17 protein-coding genes are annotated in these 16,131 nt (G+C 73.3%); 6 read left to right on the plus strand and 11 right to left on the minus strand.

All coding sequences use genetic code 11. The features are described 5' to 3' along the window. Positions 1 to 125 precede the first annotated feature (125 nt). Positions 126 to 578, plus strand: coding sequence for an Rv1443c family protein (locus AC6EH9_RS05905; protein WP_498421491.1), 453 nt, complete (start codon positions 126 to 128; stop codon positions 576 to 578). Between the two features lie 64 nt (positions 579 to 642). On the opposite strand, the gene AC6EH9_RS05910 is transcribed toward AC6EH9_RS05905, so the two are convergent. Next, complete coding sequence (locus AC6EH9_RS05910) at positions 643 to 1,434, minus strand: SRPBCC family protein (protein ID WP_498421493.1); 792 nt, start codon at positions 1,432 to 1,434, stop codon at positions 643 to 645. Next, the gene (locus AC6EH9_RS05915) at positions 1,431 to 2,009 is read right to left on the minus strand and encodes an ArsR/SmtB family transcription factor (RefSeq protein ID WP_498421495.1); all 579 of its coding nucleotides are present in this window, start codon (positions 2,007 to 2,009) and stop codon (positions 1,431 to 1,433) included. The genes AC6EH9_RS05910 and AC6EH9_RS05915 overlap by 4 nt, the downstream gene beginning before the upstream one ends. 133 nt (positions 2,010 to 2,142) lie before the next feature. On the opposite strand from AC6EH9_RS05915, the gene AC6EH9_RS05920 reads away from it, so the two are divergent. The 3 genes from AC6EH9_RS05920 to AC6EH9_RS05930 are packed head-to-tail and all read left to right on the plus strand — an operon-like array spanning position 2,143 to position 5,325. Continuing rightward, positions 2,143 to 3,261: an acyl-CoA dehydrogenase family protein gene (locus AC6EH9_RS05920; RefSeq protein ID WP_498421498.1), complete on the plus strand. Its 1,119-nt coding sequence runs from the start codon at positions 2,143 to 2,145 to the stop codon at positions 3,259 to 3,261. A gap of 44 nt (positions 3,262 to 3,305) precedes the next feature. Then, positions 3,306 to 4,157, plus strand: a complete 852-nt coding sequence (locus tag AC6EH9_RS05925; protein WP_498421500.1) for a phosphate/phosphite/phosphonate ABC transporter substrate-binding protein — start codon at positions 3,306 to 3,308, stop codon at positions 4,155 to 4,157. Further along, complete coding sequence (locus tag AC6EH9_RS05930; RefSeq protein WP_498421502.1) at positions 4,135 to 5,325, plus strand: hypothetical protein; 1,191 nt, start codon at positions 4,135 to 4,137, stop codon at positions 5,323 to 5,325. The genes AC6EH9_RS05925 and AC6EH9_RS05930 overlap by 23 nt, the downstream gene beginning before the upstream one ends. A gap of 23 nt (positions 5,326 to 5,348) precedes the next feature. On the opposite strand, the gene AC6EH9_RS05935 is transcribed toward AC6EH9_RS05930, so the two are convergent. The 5 genes from AC6EH9_RS05935 to AC6EH9_RS05955 form a co-directional block, all read right to left on the minus strand. Next, positions 5,349 to 7,223, minus strand: coding sequence for an FtsX-like permease family protein (locus AC6EH9_RS05935; protein WP_498421504.1), 1,875 nt, complete (start codon positions 7,221 to 7,223; stop codon positions 5,349 to 5,351). Positions 7,224 to 7,228: 5 nt separating this feature from the next. Then, positions 7,229 to 8,011: an ABC transporter ATP-binding protein gene (locus AC6EH9_RS05940; RefSeq protein WP_498421506.1), complete on the minus strand. Its 783-nt coding sequence runs from the start codon at positions 8,009 to 8,011 to the stop codon at positions 7,229 to 7,231. A gap of 122 nt (positions 8,012 to 8,133) precedes the next feature. Further along, positions 8,134 to 8,799 carry a response regulator gene (locus AC6EH9_RS05945; RefSeq protein ID WP_498421509.1) on the minus strand — a complete coding sequence of 222 codons (666 nt, stop codon included), beginning with the start codon at positions 8,797 to 8,799 and terminating at the stop codon, positions 8,134 to 8,136. Beyond that, positions 8,796 to 10,052 carry a sensor histidine kinase gene (locus AC6EH9_RS05950; protein WP_498421511.1) on the minus strand — a complete coding sequence of 419 codons (1,257 nt, stop codon included), beginning with the start codon at positions 10,050 to 10,052 and terminating at the stop codon, positions 8,796 to 8,798. Before AC6EH9_RS05950 ends, AC6EH9_RS05945 begins: the two co-directional genes overlap by 4 nt. Before the next feature lie 41 nt (positions 10,053 to 10,093). Further along, positions 10,094 to 11,179 (minus strand): SDR family oxidoreductase, encoded by a 1,086-nt coding sequence (locus AC6EH9_RS05955; protein WP_498421513.1) that lies wholly within the window; start codon positions 11,177 to 11,179, stop codon positions 10,094 to 10,096. Between the two features lie 134 nt (positions 11,180 to 11,313). On the opposite strand from AC6EH9_RS05955, the gene AC6EH9_RS05960 reads away from it, so the two are divergent. Beyond that, on the plus strand, positions 11,314 to 11,763 hold the full coding sequence (locus AC6EH9_RS05960; protein WP_498421515.1) for a GNAT family N-acetyltransferase: 450 nt from the start codon (positions 11,314 to 11,316) through the stop codon (positions 11,761 to 11,763). 27 nt (positions 11,764 to 11,790) lie between these two features. Further along, positions 11,791 to 12,756 (plus strand): alpha/beta fold hydrolase, encoded by a 966-nt coding sequence (locus AC6EH9_RS05965; protein WP_498421517.1) that lies wholly within the window; start codon positions 11,791 to 11,793, stop codon positions 12,754 to 12,756. Here the strand turns inward: AC6EH9_RS05965 and AC6EH9_RS05970 are convergent. The 4 genes from AC6EH9_RS05970 to AC6EH9_RS05985 all read right to left on the minus strand — a co-directional run bounded on the left by AC6EH9_RS05970 (position 12,745) and on the right by AC6EH9_RS05985 (position 16,109). After that, complete coding sequence (locus AC6EH9_RS05970) at positions 12,745 to 13,227, minus strand: DinB family protein (protein WP_498421519.1); 483 nt, start codon at positions 13,225 to 13,227, stop codon at positions 12,745 to 12,747. The genes AC6EH9_RS05965 and AC6EH9_RS05970 overlap by 12 nt on opposite strands. Before the next feature lie 10 nt (positions 13,228 to 13,237). Then, on the minus strand, positions 13,238 to 14,155 hold the full coding sequence (locus tag AC6EH9_RS05975) for a sterol desaturase family protein (RefSeq protein ID WP_498421521.1): 918 nt from the start codon (positions 14,153 to 14,155) through the stop codon (positions 13,238 to 13,240). Positions 14,156 to 14,226: 71 nt separating this feature from the next. Then, a complete protein-coding gene (locus AC6EH9_RS05980) occupies positions 14,227 to 14,727 on the minus strand; it encodes a gluconokinase (RefSeq protein ID WP_498421523.1) in 501 nt (166 codons plus the stop codon). Beyond that, complete coding sequence (locus AC6EH9_RS05985) at positions 14,727 to 16,109, minus strand: GntP family permease (protein WP_498421526.1); 1,383 nt, start codon at positions 16,107 to 16,109, stop codon at positions 14,727 to 14,729. The genes AC6EH9_RS05980 and AC6EH9_RS05985 overlap by 1 nt, the downstream gene beginning before the upstream one ends. Positions 16,110 to 16,131 lie beyond the last annotated feature (22 nt).

The following is a 16,131-nucleotide window of genomic DNA, read 5'->3' on the forward strand; positions in this document are numbered from 1 at the left end:
TCGGGTGTACCGATCGCGTGACGTCGAGAACTCATCGGTGCAGGATCTGAGGACCTCGCCCGCCCGCTGTGCGAGGGTGTGACCTCCGATCTCGAGCGGGAGGCACGGCCAGAGTGACGAGGACTGTGGAGAACCACACCGAGGTGCCCGCTCCCGCGGCGGCGGTATGGGACCGGGTGGTCCAGCCCGAGGGCATCAATTTCGAGATGCTGCCCTGGATGACCATGAGCATGCCGCGCGGGGCGAGGGGGCTGTCCGTGGACACCGTTCCTCTGGGACAGCCCGTCGGTCGAGCTTGGCTGCGGCTGTTCGGGGTCATCCCGTTCGACTTCGACCATCTGACGGTGGCCGAGGTCGATGCCGGCACTCGCTTTCTCGAGCGTTCCACCATGGTGAGCATGCGGCGTTGGGAGCACGAGCGGCGCCTGACTCCCGTCGCCGGCGGCACCCGGGTCCATGACCGGGTCACCTTCCAACCGCGGCTGCCCGTACCCGGCCTCGCCGCACTCTTGGCGGTGGTCATCGACGCCTTCTTCAAGCATCGGCAGCGACGTCTGCGACGCTACTTCTCGCGCTGAGCGGGCCAGGTAGCCCCACGTCGAGGCGATCGCGCACCGCCGGCGTGCGCACCACCGGGCAGGCTCAGGCCGGTACGGCGAGCCCGTCCAGCCAGGCCTGCCAGGCGGGCTGCTCGCGTCGTACGTAGTCGGCCGCGTCGGCGGAGAACAGGTACGCCCGCACCCCGGCGCTCGCCTTGGCGTCGCCCTCGCCGTAGGTGAAGACGCTGAGCAGGCCCGGGACCGGAGCGGTGAGCCGCACCAGCGCCTGTCGCTCGCCGACGCGCTCGAGGGTGCCGGTGGCGCCGCGCACCTCGACCGGCGCACCCTCCTCTGGCAAGGCCAGCGCGTCGTGCATGGTGGACCAGAGCGCCACCGCGTCGCAGTGGTGGGAGGCGGTGACCTCCAAGTGCGTGGCCTCCTGGCCGGGGAAGTGCGCGAGGTAGAGGCGCAGGTTGTCGAAGAACGGCATCCAGCCGGGGCCCATGGTGTCCCAGAACTCCGGCTCCCAGGCGGCGCCGGTGCCGAAGCCGCTGCTGGTCACTCGCACCACGCAGGTGCCGCCGGACTGGGCCTCGACGATGAACTCCGAGGTCAGCGGACTGAGCGCCGACGCGTCCACGCCCATCAGGCCCGCCCAGTCCTCCTCGTAGACGAGGCGGCGCGGCGGGTCCCAGCCGGTGACCCGGCCGTCCGAGCCCATCTCGGGGCCCATGGTGAAGTGCAGGGAGCCGCCCTCGCGCTCTTCCATCTCGGTCGGCGCGAACCAGGCGCTCATGCCCTTGGCGGTGGCGATGGCCTCCCAGACCTGCTCCGGGGTGCCCGGGACCTCGACGCTGAACTCGAGGCGATAGGGGACGTTCGGTGTCGTGCTCATCTGCTCTCCTCAGGAAGTGGGTGTGCGGCGACGACGAGCCGGTGGGGCCGCCCGTCGTCGTGGTGGTAGCGGGCGGCCAGGTCGAGCACCGCGGCGGTCAGGTCGTCGGCGAACGCCGCCCGGTCGGCCGCCGAGCGGAAGCCGATCTGCGTGTCGATGGTCAGGGTCGGCAGCCGCTTGCCCGACGCTCCGGCGCGGCGCGCCAGCGTGCCGACCTCACGCACCAGCCGGCCGGCCAGTGCGACGAGGTAGCCCGCCGAGAGATGGTCGGCGTTGGAGTCGGGGTCGGCGGCGTCGGCACTGACCGCCGCCGGCGACACGACGTACGTCGCCGCCGACGCCTGCAGGACCCGCTCGGTGAGCCCGCCGTGCCGGCGCTCCTCGGCCAGCTCCACCAGCCCGTGCGCCTCGAGCGCCTTGAGGTGGTAGTTGACCTTCTGTCGCGCGATGCCGACCCGCGCCGCCAACCCGGCGGCGGAGGCCGGGACGGCCAGCTCGCCGAGCAGCCGGGCGCGGACCGGGTCCAGTGCCGCGGCGGCGGCCTCCCGGCTCTCGATGACCTCGATGTCCTGCATCACTCCACGGTGCGCCTTGACAGGAATTATTGTCAAGGGTGGTTTCCCGGCTTCTGCTCTAGCCACATCGGCGTGGGTGAACGCAGGATGTGACGCAGCGGTCTGGCGCCGCGCGAACCCTGCGGAGGTCGTGATGTCCTATCAGCAGCAGCTCCAGCGCATCGTCGAGGACGTCGTCGCGCCTGAGGCCGCCGACATCGACGCCGAGGCGAGGTTCCCCAAGCGCGCGATGGAGGAGCTGGCCGCGGCCGGCATCCTGGCCCTGACCGTTCCCCAGGAGGACGGTGGGGGCGGGGGCGGCCTGCGCGAGGCGGCCGATGTCGTGCAGACGCTGGCCGGGTCCTGTGGCTCCACCGCGATGGTGACCACCATGCACTACGCCGCGACCGGCATGCTCGCGGCGGCCGGGCGCTCCGACGTGCTCGCCGAGATCGCCGGGGGAGGGCACCTGACCACGCTCGCCTTCTCCGAGTCCGGCTCCCGAGCACACTTCTGGGCGCCCCTGGGCGCCGCCGTCCTCGACGGTGACGAGGTGGTCCTGGACGCCCGCAAGAGCTGGGTGACCGCCGCGCACGAGGCCGACAGCTATCTCTGGTCCTCGCGGCCGGTCTCCGCGCAGGGCCCGATGACCTTGTGGTGCCTCCCGGCCACGGCGCCCGGGCTGAGCGTGGTCGGCGGCTTCGACGGACTCGGCCTGCGGGGCAACGACTCCTGCCCGGTCACCGCCGAGGGCGTGCGCGTGCCCCGGGACGCTCAGCTGGGCGAGGACGGCGCCGGGCTGGATCTGGCGCTGACGTACGTGCTGCCGACGTTCCTGGTCCTCAACGCCGCGATGAGCGTCGGGCTGGTCCAGGCGGTCGCCGCCGCGACCGCCGAGCACCTGCGGAGTACCAGGTTGGAGCACTTGGGCCAGACGCTCGGCCAGCAGCCGGTCGTCCGCGCGAAGCTGGCTCAGCTGCAGATCCAGGCCGACCAGGCGAAGGCGCTGCTCGAGGCCACGCTGAGCGCCGTCGAGCAGGGCCGCCCCGACGCGCAGCTGCTGGTGCTCGAGGTCAAGGCCGCCTGCGGTGAGATCGCCGCCGCCGCGAGTGACCTCGCCATGGTCGTCTGCGGAGGCGCGGCGTTCCGCAAGGATCTCTCCATCGAGCGCCGCTTCCGCGATGCCCGCGCCGCCCGCGTGATGGCACCCACCACCGACGCACTCCACGACTTCGTCGGCCGCGCCCTGCTGGGCCAGCCTCTGTTCGACTGAGCCGGACGGGCCGTGGGCGCGTCCCCCTGGAAGGAGCCGGAGAGATGACTCTGCTGCTGGGCGCTGTCGCCTACGACCCGAAGGTGGTCACCATCTGGAGCGGGTTCCGTGCCTGGCTGCGCGAGCGCGACATCGATCTGGACTTCATCCTCTACTCCAACTACGAGCGGCAGGCTGAGGACCTGGTGGCCGGCCGGGTGGACCTGGCCTGGCACTCCCCGCTCGCCTGGCTGCGCTCGCTGCGCCTGGCCGAGGCGGCCGGCACGCGGGTCGAGGCGGTGCTGATGCGCGACACCGACCGCGACCTCACCTCGGCACTGGTCGTCTCGGCCCACTCCGAGCTGGCCTCGCTCGCCGACCTGCGGGGACGCAAGGTCGCTGTCGGCGCGATCGACTCGCCACAGGCGACGCTGCTGCCCATGCACCTGCTGCGCTCGCGCGGGCTGGTGCCCGGTGACGACGTCACCCTCGTGCGCTTCGACGTCGGCGTCGGACTGCACGGCGACCACATCGGCGGTGAGCGAGAGGCTGCGGCCGCGATGCGCGACGGTCGGGTGGACGCGGCCTGGATGACCGACGCCAACCTGCTGCTCTTCAGCCAGGAGGGCACGCTGATCCCCGGGACCACCAGGGTGCTGGCCACCACGGAGCCGTTCGACCACTGCATGATGGCCGCGTCCCCGCACGCCGAGCGTGATGCGGTGGGCCGGTTGGCCGACGCGCTGCTCTCGATGTCGTACGAGGACCCCCAGGCCCGGGTGCTGCTGGACCTGGAGGGCCTGACCCGCTGGCTTCCGCCCCGCACCGAGCAGTACGCGCAGCTCGAGCGAGCCATCGACGAAGCCGGCTTCTACGACCACACCGGAGCGATCCGTGCCGCCGACTACCGACCTTGAGGCCCTCGGCCTCGACAACGGAGGCCACCTGCTGCTCGAGCGCGCCCTCGCCGGACTGCGGCCCGGCGAACGGCTCGACGTGACCGGCACCAACCCGATGCTCGGCCTCCAGCTGCGGGCCTGGGCCCGCTCCCGCGGACACGGCTTCGTCCTCGCCGAGGATCCCGGCTCGCCCGGGGTGGCCGCCCTGGTCAAGGGCACCGCCTCCGATGCCCGCTGGGTGGGTGCGGAGCGCGCCGGCCGTCCGGACCGGGCCAGCGATCGTGCCGAGCGCCGGTGGGGACTGGCCGCGCGCGGTGCGCTGGTCGAGGCCGGCGGGCCGAGCCTGGACGTGGCCTGGGTCGAGCGTGATCTGGTGTGGGCCGACATCGCCCCGCAGCTCTACGCCCGCGCCAACGCCTCGCAGTGGGATCCGGCGAGGATCCTGGACTGGTCCGCGCCCCTCGACGTCCCCCCGGACGTGGAGGACGCGGTGGTGCAGGTGATGACGTTCCTGGTCGAGAACGAGCACGCCGCCATGATGATCCCCGCCCGGATGCTGGCCAACCTGCATCCGCACTACCGAGAGGTGATGCAGCTGCTGGCCTCTCAGGTCGCCGACGAGGCGCGGCACGTGGAGATCTTCACCCGCCGCGCGCTGATCAACCGGGCCGAGCTCGGCGTCTCCGGCGTCGAGGGCCGCGCCTCGCTGCACACCCTCCTCGGTGAGCCGGACTTCACGCTGGCCTCCTTCCTGCTCTCGGTGCTGGGGGAGGGCACCTTCGTGGACCTGCTGCAGTTCCTGCACACCCACGCCCCGGACTCGGCCACCGCGACGGTGACCCGTCTGGCGGGGCGTGACGAGGCCAGGCACGTCGCCTTCGGCGTCGCCCACACCGCCCACCTCACGCGCAGCGACCCGGCCCATCTCGGGCGGTTGCGCGCGGCGGTGGAACGGCGTCACGACGCCCTGGTCGACACCGCCGGACTGAACCAGCGCGTCTACGACGCGCTGGTGGTGATGGCCGCCGGCGGCTGGGACGCCGGCTCCATCTCCCGCGGCTGGCAGGCCGTCCAGGACCTGCAACGCAAGATGGACGAGGGGCGCCGGCAGCGGCTGGCCTACATCGGCTTCCCCGACGACGAGGCCGCGGAGCTGTCGGCGCTGCACACCAAGAACTTCATGTGAGCGCCGCCGCCGGGGATCCATCGCTAACCCGTCGCCGGCTCGCGCCGGGCGGTCACGGCCCGCGCCACCACCGGCACCACCGTCAGCAGCGGGATCAGCAGCACCGCGGCGCTCAGCCCGGCGTAGCTCGCCAGATCGACCGGCGGCAGCGCCGGGCCGAGCAGGCCGAGGCTGGCGCCGAGGACCGCCGGGATCACCGTGATCGTCCCGATCAGCCAGGCCACCAGCCCGATGACCAGCGCCTCGACGCCCGCCATCGCGATCAGTTGGCGCCGGGTCGCACCGGTGCGCTGGAGCAGCAGCAGCTCCGCGCGCCTCCCGGCGGTGGCCAGGACCAGCGCGTTGGCGGCGGCCACGCCCACGAAGACCAGCAGCAGGAGCAGTAGCACCGCGGACAGGTCGCGCTCCGCATCGCCGCCGGCGAGCGCCGCGTCGACGTAGGCCTGCTCGTCGCTGACGCCCAGTCCGAGGTCGGCGACCGCGGACCGCACGGACGCGTCGTCGGTGCGCAGCAGCACCGTGTCGGGTCGGACGTCGACACCGTGCGCGGCGGGGGTGCCCTGGCCGACGAGGTAGTCCCCGAAGCCCAGGCCCCGGTCGTAGACCGCGACCACGGTGGCCCAGGTGAGTTCGCCGTCGTCCCAGCGCACCGCTAGTCGCTCGCCGAGGCCCTTGCCGGTGTCCAGGCGGGCGTCGCGGCTGAGCGCGACGGTGTCGTCGCGCTCCAGCGCGGCCAGCTCACCGTCGATCACCTGCGGGTCGAGGGTCCCGTCCGCGCCGCCGGCGGGCAGGGCGCGCATCTGCAGCGCCTCCCAGCCCAGGGTGCCGAGCCATCCACTCTCGTCGTCGGTGCGCACCTGCGCCGGCACCGAGGCGAGCGGTGCGCTCGCCTCCACCCCTGGCACGTCGGCGATCGCGGAGAGCCGCCGCTCGTCGAGGTCGGTGCCGGTGACGATCAGGTCGGCGTGCAGCCCGTCCTCGAGCTGGCGGGCGCCCGCGGCCACCGCGGTGTCGTCGATCGTGGCCTGCACGGTGCCGACCGCCAGGGCCAGCGCGAGCGGGACCACCACGGTGGTCAGGCGCCGCGAGAAGCCGCGGGTGTTGGCCAGCGCCAGCCGGGTGGCCGGACCGCCGCGCGGCCGGCCGGTGCGGTGCAGCACCCAGCCGATCAGCACCGGACCGGCCAGTGCCGCCGCCCCGACGAGGAAGAACGCCGAGACCGCCGCCGTAGCAGCCCCCAGCGCGCCCGGCATGAACAGCGGGCTGAGCGCCGTGAAGAGGCCCACCACCGCCAGCACGACCGCGGAGGTCCGGCGGACGCGGCCGATCCCGACCGGCTCGACGACGCTCTGCGCGACCGCCGCCGTGGGCGAGGTGCGCAGCGTCTGCCGGGTCGCCAGCCGGGCGGCGAGATAGGCCACCGGCAGCAGGAACACGGTGGCCGCCAGCACCGGCAGCGGCGACAACGACATCGCGAAGCCCGGGTCGACCATCTGCGCCTCGCGCAGCATCGGCGTGAGGCCGCGTACGGCGACCAGGCCGACCAGCGCGCCCACCGGCGCCGCGGCCAGCGCCAGCAGGGTGACCTCCCGTCCGACCAGGCCCCGGATCTGCCGGCGGGTAGCGCCGACCGCGCGCAGCAGCGCGAAGTCGCGCTGGCGCTGGCGCAGGGCCAGCGAGACGGTCGCCGCGACCACGAAGACGACCAGCACCAGCGCGGTGCCGCTGAAGGACAGGGTCAGCGCGATCAGCAGCCCGGCGTCGCCGGGGGAGCGCAGACCGGACTCGATCAGCACGCCGGTGCCCGAGAGCAGCACCCCGGCCAGCGCCACCACCAGGAACGGCGCGAGCAGGCTCGGCAGGTGCGCGCGGGCACCGGAGCGGGCCAGACGCCACATCGCGCTCACCTCTCCAGCCCGAGCATGCGGTCCGCGACGCTCTGTGCGGTCGGGTCCGCGAGCCGGTCGACGAGCCGTCCGTCGGAGAGGAACAGCACCTCTTCGGCGGTGGCCGCCACCTGCGCGTCGTGGGTCACCATCACCACGGTCTGGCCGTACCGGTGGGAGGCGTCGCGCAGCAAGGTCAGCACCGCGGCCCCGGTACGGGCGTCGAGCGCGCCGGTCGGCTCGTCGGCGAACACCACCGTGGGCCGGGAGAACAGCGCCCGGGCGATCGCGACCCGCTGGGCCTGTCCGCCGGAGAGCTCGCCGGGGCGACGCTCCTCCATGCCCGCCAGCCCGACCGCCGCCAGCAGCTCGGCCTGCCAGCCCAGGTCGGGCTCGCGCCCGGCGAGGATCTCCGGCAGCGCGATGTTGTCGGCCACGCTGAGATGGGGGATCAGGTTGTAGGCCTGGAAGACGAAGCCGATGTGGTCGCGGCGGAACCGGGTCAGCGCCTCGGCGGAGAGCGCGCTGATGTCGCGCTCGCCGACGGTGATCCGGCCCGAGCTGGGGGCGTCGAGGCCGGCGGCGCAGTGCAGCAGGGTCGACTTGCCCGAGCCGGACGGGCCCATCACCGCGGTGAAGGAGCCGGTCTCCAGCGCGAGGGAGACCCCGCGCAGGGCGTGCACCGGCTCGGGCGCGCCGGCGTACTGCTTGCGTACGTCGAGCAGCTGCAACGCGGCGCCGCCGGCGGCGGGGGCGTGGGGGCTGGGGCGGGCGGTGTGGCGGGATGTGGAGGCGATCATCGCGGTTCCCTTGGTCGCAGGAGGAGGACTCCTCGAACCTAGGAATTCGCGCGCCCCACCACGAGCCGCCTGGGACGCAGATCGCGAGGTTGCATCCTTCGATGCAAGCGCCCCCGCGCGGCTCAATCGGGGACGGCGACGACCTTGTTCTGGTAGGCCCACACCGCGGCCTGGAGCCGGGAGCGGACACCGAGCTTGGGCATCATCCGGGCCAGGTGCGACTTCACCGTCGAGGTCTCCAGGACCAGCCGGGCGGCGATCTCGTCGTTGGACAGGCCCTGGGCGAGCAGCAGCAGGATGTCGAGCTCGCGCGCGGTGAGCAGCTCCGAGCCGCGGCCGGCGGTGACCGGGAGGATCTCGCGGCGGGTGACCACCTCGCGCAGCACCCGCTTGGTCAGGGCGTCGTCGAGGGTCCCGTTGCCGCGCGCGACGCTGCGCACCGCCGCAACCAGCACCTCGGGCTCGGCGTCCTTGAGCAGGAACCCGGACGCGCCCGCCTCGAGGGCCCCGAACAGGTACTCGTCGATGTCGAAGGTGGTCAGCACCAGGACCGGCACCGGGTCGGTGACGCCCGGTCCGCACAGCTCACGGGTGGCGCTGATGCCGTCCTGGCCGGGCATCCGGATGTCCATGCAGACCACGTCGGGGCGCAGGGTGCGGGCGGCCTCGACCGCCTCGCGCCCGTCCGCGGCGACGGCGACCACGTCGAGGTCGGGCTCGGCGTTCAGCAGGGTCCGCAGACCGGCGCGCACCAGCGCCTGGTCGTCGGCGATCAGGACCCGGATCATCCGTCCTCCATGGGTGTCATGCCGGCCAGGGTGTGGTCGCGCGGGGCTCGCAGCGTCACCTGCCAGCCGCCGTCGCCGGTGGCGCCGACGTCGAGACTCGCCCCGGTGAGGTCGGCCCGCTCCCGCATCCCGACCAGCCCGAAGCCGGCACCTCCGGGCTGCGCAGGCGCCGCGTCGGACCGGTCGTTGCGCACCGTGACCAGCACGGTGTCCGGGTCGCGGTCGTCGAGGGTGACCTCGGCCGTCGCCCCGGGCGCGTGCCGGGCGGCGTTGGCGAGGGCCTCCTGCGCCATCCGGTACGCCGCCAGCTGGGCGAGCGGGCCGACGCCGTCGCCGAGCGGCCGGTCTCCGGTCAGCACGGTCAGCCGGACGTCGCGCCCGGCGGTGTTGACGTCGGCGACCAGCGCGGCGATGCCGGCCAGCGACTCGGGCCGCACCCGGTCCGCGTCGGCGTCGTCCTCGCGCAGCAGCCCGACCAGGCTGCGCAGGTCGCGCAGCACCGCGGTGCTCTGCTGGCGCACCTGGGCGACCGCGGCCTTCGCGCCGGCCGGGTCGGAGTCGATCTGGGTGCCGATCGCGGCGGTCATCACCGCGATCCCGGAGAGGTGGTGGGCGGCGATGTCGTGCAGCTCGCGCGCCATCGCGGTGCGCTCGCGGGCCACGGCGGCCTGCACGAGCGCGTCGTGCTCGCGCTGGAGCGCGGCGGCGCGGCTCTCGCGGGCCTCTCGGATCTCGCGCCGGGCCGCCACCACGAGGGCAACCGCCAGCGGAAGGCCCACGGTGACGACACCCTGCAGCAGCCCGAACCCGATCGCGGGGACCACGGGCTCGCCGGCGCGCAGCGCGCTGGTCAGGGTGCCGGCACCGGTGAGGAGCGCGGCCAGCACGAACGTGGGCCAGGACCGGGCGAGGGGCTGCTCGAGGCCGAGGGTGTAGGCGGCGACGAAGATCGCGAGCTGGGCCAGGCCGATCGCGTCACCGAGTCCCCAGGCCCCGCACAGCAGCATCCCGGCGGCGACCGCGAGCAGCACGGCTCGCGGCGCCGTACGACGCCAGAGCAGCGCGACGGCCTGGAGCGCCAGCGTGAGTGCGCCCAGCCCCCACGCGATCGCCGACGGCACCGGCCGCACCAGCCCGGCCTCGGGGGCGACGGCGGTGACGACGACGGCGGCGGCCAGCAGAGCCAGGGCGATCACCCCGGTCGCCAGCGCGACCCGCACGTCGAGGCTGGCGACACTGCCTCGACGTCTCACGACCGGCACGCTACCGCCGCGCGGGCGCCGCCCCAAACGAGTCAGGGGATGACGCGTGCGTCGCGGTACTGCTGGGCGTAGCCGAAGAAGCTGGCCCGGCTGTCGCGGGTCGCGCTGAACCCGGCGGCGCGGCTCTTGTTCATGTCGGTGACCACCTCCATCTCACGGCCCAGGTCGGCGTCGGAGTGCCACCACGACGCCACCCGGGCCAGGTCCGGCTCGACCAGGCCGTGGCGCGCGGCCAGGTCGCGCCAGGCCGACTCCATGCCGGCCATCGCCGTCTCCAGCGGACGCGGCCGCTCGGCGTAGCCCTCCCACTCCAGGCCGAACCAGGCCGCGATCTGAGGCCACAGCCAGCGCCACCGGAAGACGTCGCCGTTGACGGTGTTGAACGCCTGGTCCTGGCCGGCGGGGGTCTGGGCCGCCCAGGTCATCTGCTCGGCGAGCAGGTCCGCGTCGGTGACGTCGGTGAGTGAGTTCCACTGCGTCTCGGAGCCGGGGAAGACGAACGGCAGGCCCTGCTCGCGGCACAGCGAGGCGTAGGCGCACAGCGTGGCGACCATGTTCATCGCGTTGCCGGTGGCGTAGCCGAACACGGTGTGCGAGCGGTGCACGCTCCAGGTGAAGCCGTCCCGCTCGGCCGCGGCGAAGAGCTCGTCCTCCTGGGCGTAGTAGAAGTTCGGGTAGGGCAGCCGCTCCTCGTCCTCGTGGAACGGGGTGTCCGGCATCGTGCCCTGGCCGTAGGCCTCGAACGGGCCCAGGTAGTGCTTGAGCCCGGTCATCAGCGCGACGTGGCGCACGGCGCCCGACGGCGACAGGGCAGCCAGCAGGTCGCGCACGGCGCCGCCGTTGACGCGGATGTTCTCGGCCTCGGTGTCCATCCGCGTCCACGCCGTGATCGCCACGAACTGCGGGGCGACGTCGGCCAGGGCCGCGGCCAGCCCTTCGGGGTCGCCGAGGTCGGCGCGGACGGGGTGCACCTCGGGGTGCGGGGTCGCGCCGCTGCGGGAGAGCCCGTAGGTCTCCCAGCCGTCGGCGACCAGGCGCCGGGCGACGGCCTGACCGACGATGCCGGTGACGCCGACGACCAGGGCGCGGCGGGGGGTGGCGGACGGTGACTCGGTCACGCGAAGTCCTCTCGGCGTCCGGGGGAACGCACGTCAGGTGGGGATGCAGGGGATCCTCTCCGGTACCCGCGACGAGCCGCCCCTACCTGTGACCTCCCCGACCCGAAGGGGCGCGGTGCGGCAGCATGGCCCCTGTGTCAGCCGACAGCTATCACCTGCGAACGATCGCCGACGACTGCAGCGACCTCATCGCCCTGCGGCGGCGGTGGCAGCCGGGCGAGGACCCGTGCTTCGAGGACGACTTCCGCGCCTGGTGGGCCCGCGAGCGCCACCAGCGCCACGCGGTGGTGGCCGCCACCGCCGACGGCACCCCGGTCGGGATGGCCAACGGGCAGATCTTCTCGCGGATGCCGGCGCCCGGCCGTCCCCGCGCGCGGTGGCTGTACGGCGCGAACGTGTACGTCGTCGACGAGCACCGTCGCCAGGGCGTCGGTCGTGCCCTCACCAGGGCCCTCATCGAGTTCGCCGAGGCCAACGAGATGCTGCGGGTGGTGCTGGCGCCGTCGCCGATGTCCGTCCCTCTCTACGAGTCGCTGGGGTTCCGGGCCGCGCACGACCTGATGCGGCTCGACCTCAGCCGATAGCCCGGCCAGCCGTGGTGTCATGGACCCATGCGCTCCGCCCCGGCCCCGGCCGCCACCGGGATGCTCGACGTCGGTGACGCCCAGCAGGTCTACTGGGAGGAGTGGGGCGCTCGCGACGGCGTCGCCGCGCTCTACCTGCACGGTGGGCCCGGCAGCGGGCTGCGTGACAGCGGCTACCGCCACCACTTCGACCTGGAGCGCACCCGGGTCGTCGGCCTCGAGCAGCGCGGCTGTGGGCGCTCGGTGCCGCACGCCGCGCAGCCGTCCACCTCGCTGGCCGCCAACAGCACCGCCCACCTCGTCGCCGACCTCGAGCTGCTGCGCACGCACCTCCGCATCGAGCAGTGGATCGTCAACGGCGCCTCGTGGGGGTCCACGCTCGCCCTCGCCTACGCCCAGGCCCACCCCGAGCGCGTCCTGGCCCTGGTGCTGTTCGCCGTCACCACCACCAGCCGCAGCGAGGTCGACTGGATCACCGAGGGAGTCGGCGCGATCTTCCCGGAGGCCTGGGACCGTTTCGCCGGCCACGCGGAGCGCGCCGAGATCGGCTACCGGCGTGGCGAGGGCCGCCTCGTCGAGGCGTACGCCCGGCTGCTGGAGTCGCCGGACCCGCGGGTGCGCGACGCCGCGTCACGGGAGTGGGCGCTGTGGGAGGACACCCACGTCTCGATCGGGGCCGGGGGCTTGCGCCGCGACCCGCGCTGGGAGGACGACCGCTTCCGGCTCGCGTTCACGCGTCTCGCCGCGCACTACTGGTCCCACGACGGCTTCTGCGACCCGCCCGTCGTGGAGCGGATGGACCGGCTCCAGGACATCCCGGGCTGGCTGATCCACGGTCGCCGCGACATCTCCTCGCCGACGCGGATGGCCTGGCAGCTGCACCGCCGCTGGCCGGGCTCGACGCTGCTGGTGCACGAGGGCGACGGCCACGGTGGCGCCTCGATGCTCGAGCACTGGCGCATCGCCAACGCCAAGGCCGCCTCAGCCGGCTGAGGGCCTCCGGGCCCGCAACTGCTCGGCCAGGATGTCGCCGTGGCCGGCGTGCCGGGCCAGCTCGGCGATCATGTGCAGGTAGACGAACCGCAGGCTCACCGTCCGGTCGTACCAGCCGAACTCCTCGTCCAGCTCGTGCTCCGCTGCGACGGCGCGGGAGTGCGCGCACGCGTCCAGGTAGGCCTGCCGCGTCGCCGCAGGCGTGTCGTCGGGCTCCAGGAGGAAGCTCTCGTCCACGGTGTCGGGGATGCCGAGCTCGCCGCGGGGAACCCCGGCCACGCGCGAGTGGAACCACACCCGCTCCACGAACGTGGCGTGCTTGACCAGCCCCAGCGGCGTGGTCAGCGACGGCACCAGCCGTGCCCGGGCCTCGTCGTCGTCGAGGCCGTCGAGGAGTCCGGCGATCGCGTTCCTCTGGTTCTCGACCATGGTCTCCAGCTGAGCTCGCTCGCCGGTCGTGGGGGCAGTCATGGCGCCGATGCTAGGCGCTGGCGACCGCGCCGTGCTCCGGCGCCGGCTCCGGGCGCCACCCCGGCGGCCCGAACACGTAGCCCAGCTTGTCGCGCAGGCTCGGCGCGCGGCGTACGTCGCGCGCGATCGCGGCGTACTCGTGGGTCTGCAGGCGCAGCAGGTTGTGGGTGCCGACCGGCGTGGTGAGCCCGTACGTCGGGCGGTGCAGCTCGGGCTGGAAGGAGCCGAACAGCCGGTCCCAGACGATCAGGATCCCGCCGTAGTTGCGGTCCAGGTACTCCGGGTCGCTGCCGTGGTGGACGCGGTGGTGCGAGGGCGTGTTGAAGACCAGCTCGATCGGGCGCCACAGGGTCCGGATGTGCTCGGTGTGCACGAAGAACTGGTAGACGAGGCTGACCGAGAAGCCCCAGAAGATCAGTGCCGGCGGTACGCCGAGCAGGGGGAGCGGGAGCCAGAACACGATCTCGTGGGCGTTGTTCCACTTCTGGCGCAGCGCGGTGGCGAAGTTGAAGTACTCGCTGGAGTGGTGCGCCTGGTGGGTCGCCCAGATCAGCCGCACCCGGTGCGCGACGCGGTGCGCCCAGTAGAAGAGGAAGTCCACCCCGAGCACCGCGATCACCCAGGTCCACCAGGCGTCGACCGGCAGTTGCCAGGGCGCGAGGTAGGCGAAGAGCACGGTGTAGAGGACCAGTGCCCCGGTCTTCCAGGCCGTCATCGTCAGCACCGACATCGCGCCGGTGGCCAGGCTCGCCACCGCGTCGGGGCGCGAGTAGGCACCGGGCGGGGGAGCGGCGCCCGGCTCGTCCTCGAGGAAGCGGGCAGCGAGCGCCTCGATCGCGACGAAGAGCACGAAGAACGGCACCGCCAGTGCGACGGGGTCGCGCAGCGGCTCGGGAAGCGCGCTCCAGAGGTCGGCAAGTGGCTGCATCTCGGTCCTTCGGGGGTGACGGGGGTCACGCGAGGATAGTCGGAAAGGACTCGAGAGGAGGCGGAGTCGTCCTAGCCGCGCAACTGCGCCTCGACCCGCTCGACGATGTCCTCGACCGGCGAGGCGGCGTCCAGGCTGGTGCCGATCTCGTCGGGCTCCAGCGGCTCGAGCGTCTCCATCTGGGAGCGCAGCAGCGAGGCCGGCATGAAGTGGTCGCGGTCGGCCATCCGGTCGGTGAGCAGCGACTCCGCGCCGTACAGGTGCACGAAGAAGGTGCCCGGGTCGGCGCTACGCAGCACGTCGCGGTAGACCCGGCGCAGCGCCGAGCAGGTGACCACGGTGCTCACCCCCCGCTCGCGGTGCTGCGCGGTCCACCCGGCCAGCGACTCCAGCCACGGCCAGCGGTCCTCGTCGGTGAGCGGGCGCCCGGACGTCATCTTGGCGATGTTGGCCGGAGGGTGGAAGTCGTCGCCCTCGGCGAGCTCGAGGCCGAGGTCGGCGGCGAGGCGGACCGCGATGGTGGACTTGCCGACGCCGGAGACGCCCATCACCACCAGGTGCCGCGAGGCCATCAGAGCACCGCCCACAGCGCGGCGCTGATCACGAACGCGGTGAGGCCGAGCGTGGTCTCCATGACGGTCCAGGTCTTCAGCGTGGTCTTCTCGTCCATCCCGAAGAGCCGGCTGACCAGCCAGAAGCCGGAGTCGTTGACGTGGGAGAGCACGGTCGCGCCGGCGGCGATGGCGAGCACCAGCAGCACCAGCTGGACGTCGCCGAGCGCGGCCGCGCTGGCCGCCGGCGCGAGCAGTCCGGCGGCCGTGGTCAGCGCGACGGTGGCCGAGCCCTGCGCCACCCGCAGCAGGGTCGCGATCAGGAACGCCTGGAGGATCAGCGACATCCCGAGGTCCGACAACGACGTGCTCAGCGCCTCGCCGATGCCGCTGAGCTCGAGCACGCCGCCGAACATGCCACCGGCGCCGGTGATCAGGATGATCGAGCAGATCGGCCCCAGCGCCTGGTCGAGGATCGTGCTGACATCGGCCATCGACCGCCCGGGGCGCCCCAGCACGAAGATCGCCGCCAGCACGGTGATCAGCAGCGCGACCGTGGTGTTGCCCAGCAGCATCAGCGACTCCGCCCAGGTGGCGTCCTCCTCGATGGTGCCGGCGGTGATCAGCGTGGACAGCACGGTGTCGAAGGAGATCAGCACCAGCGGCAGCAGCAGCAGCCCCAGGACGGTGCCGAACGCGGGAGCCGGCCGGTCGGCGTCGGAGGTGTCCTCCACCTCCCCGAACAGCGCCGTCGGGATGTCGACGTGGAAGCGGCGCCCGAGCAGCCGGGAGACCAGCAGCGACCCGACGTACCAGGACACCACCGCGACCGGCGCGCCGATCACCAGGGTCAGGCCGATGTCGGCGCCGAGCCGCTCGGCGGCCGCGACCGGGCCGGGGTGCGGCGGGACCAGGGCGTGCATGGCGGCGAACGCGCCCGCGGCCGGCAGCGCGTAGAGCAGCAGCGAGCCGCCGAAGCGTCGCGCGACGGTCATGATGATCGGCAGGAAGACGACCAGGCCGGCGTCGAAGAAGATCGGGAAGCCGAAGAACAGCGCGGCGACGCCGAGCGCCAGCGGTGCGCGCCGTTCGCCGAAGCGGCCGATCAGGGTGTCGGCCAGCACCTGGGCGCCGCCGGTGACCTCGAGCAGGCGACCGATCATCACGCCGAAGCCGACCAGCAGCGCGACCGAACCGATCGTGTCGGCGAACCCGAAGATCAGCGCGTCCGGGACGTCGCCGACCGGGATGCCCGCCGCGATCGCGGTCAGCACGCTGACCAGCACCAACGACACGAACGCGTGCAGCTTGACCCGCATGATCAGGAAGAGCAGCAGCGCCACCGCGCCGGCCGCGATCAACAGCAGCACCGTGGTGCCGTAGGCAGGTTCGATTGCTTCCACGAGAGCTCCCCCGTACGTCGCT

Source organism: Nocardioides sp. Z21_20, assembly GCF_059766585.1.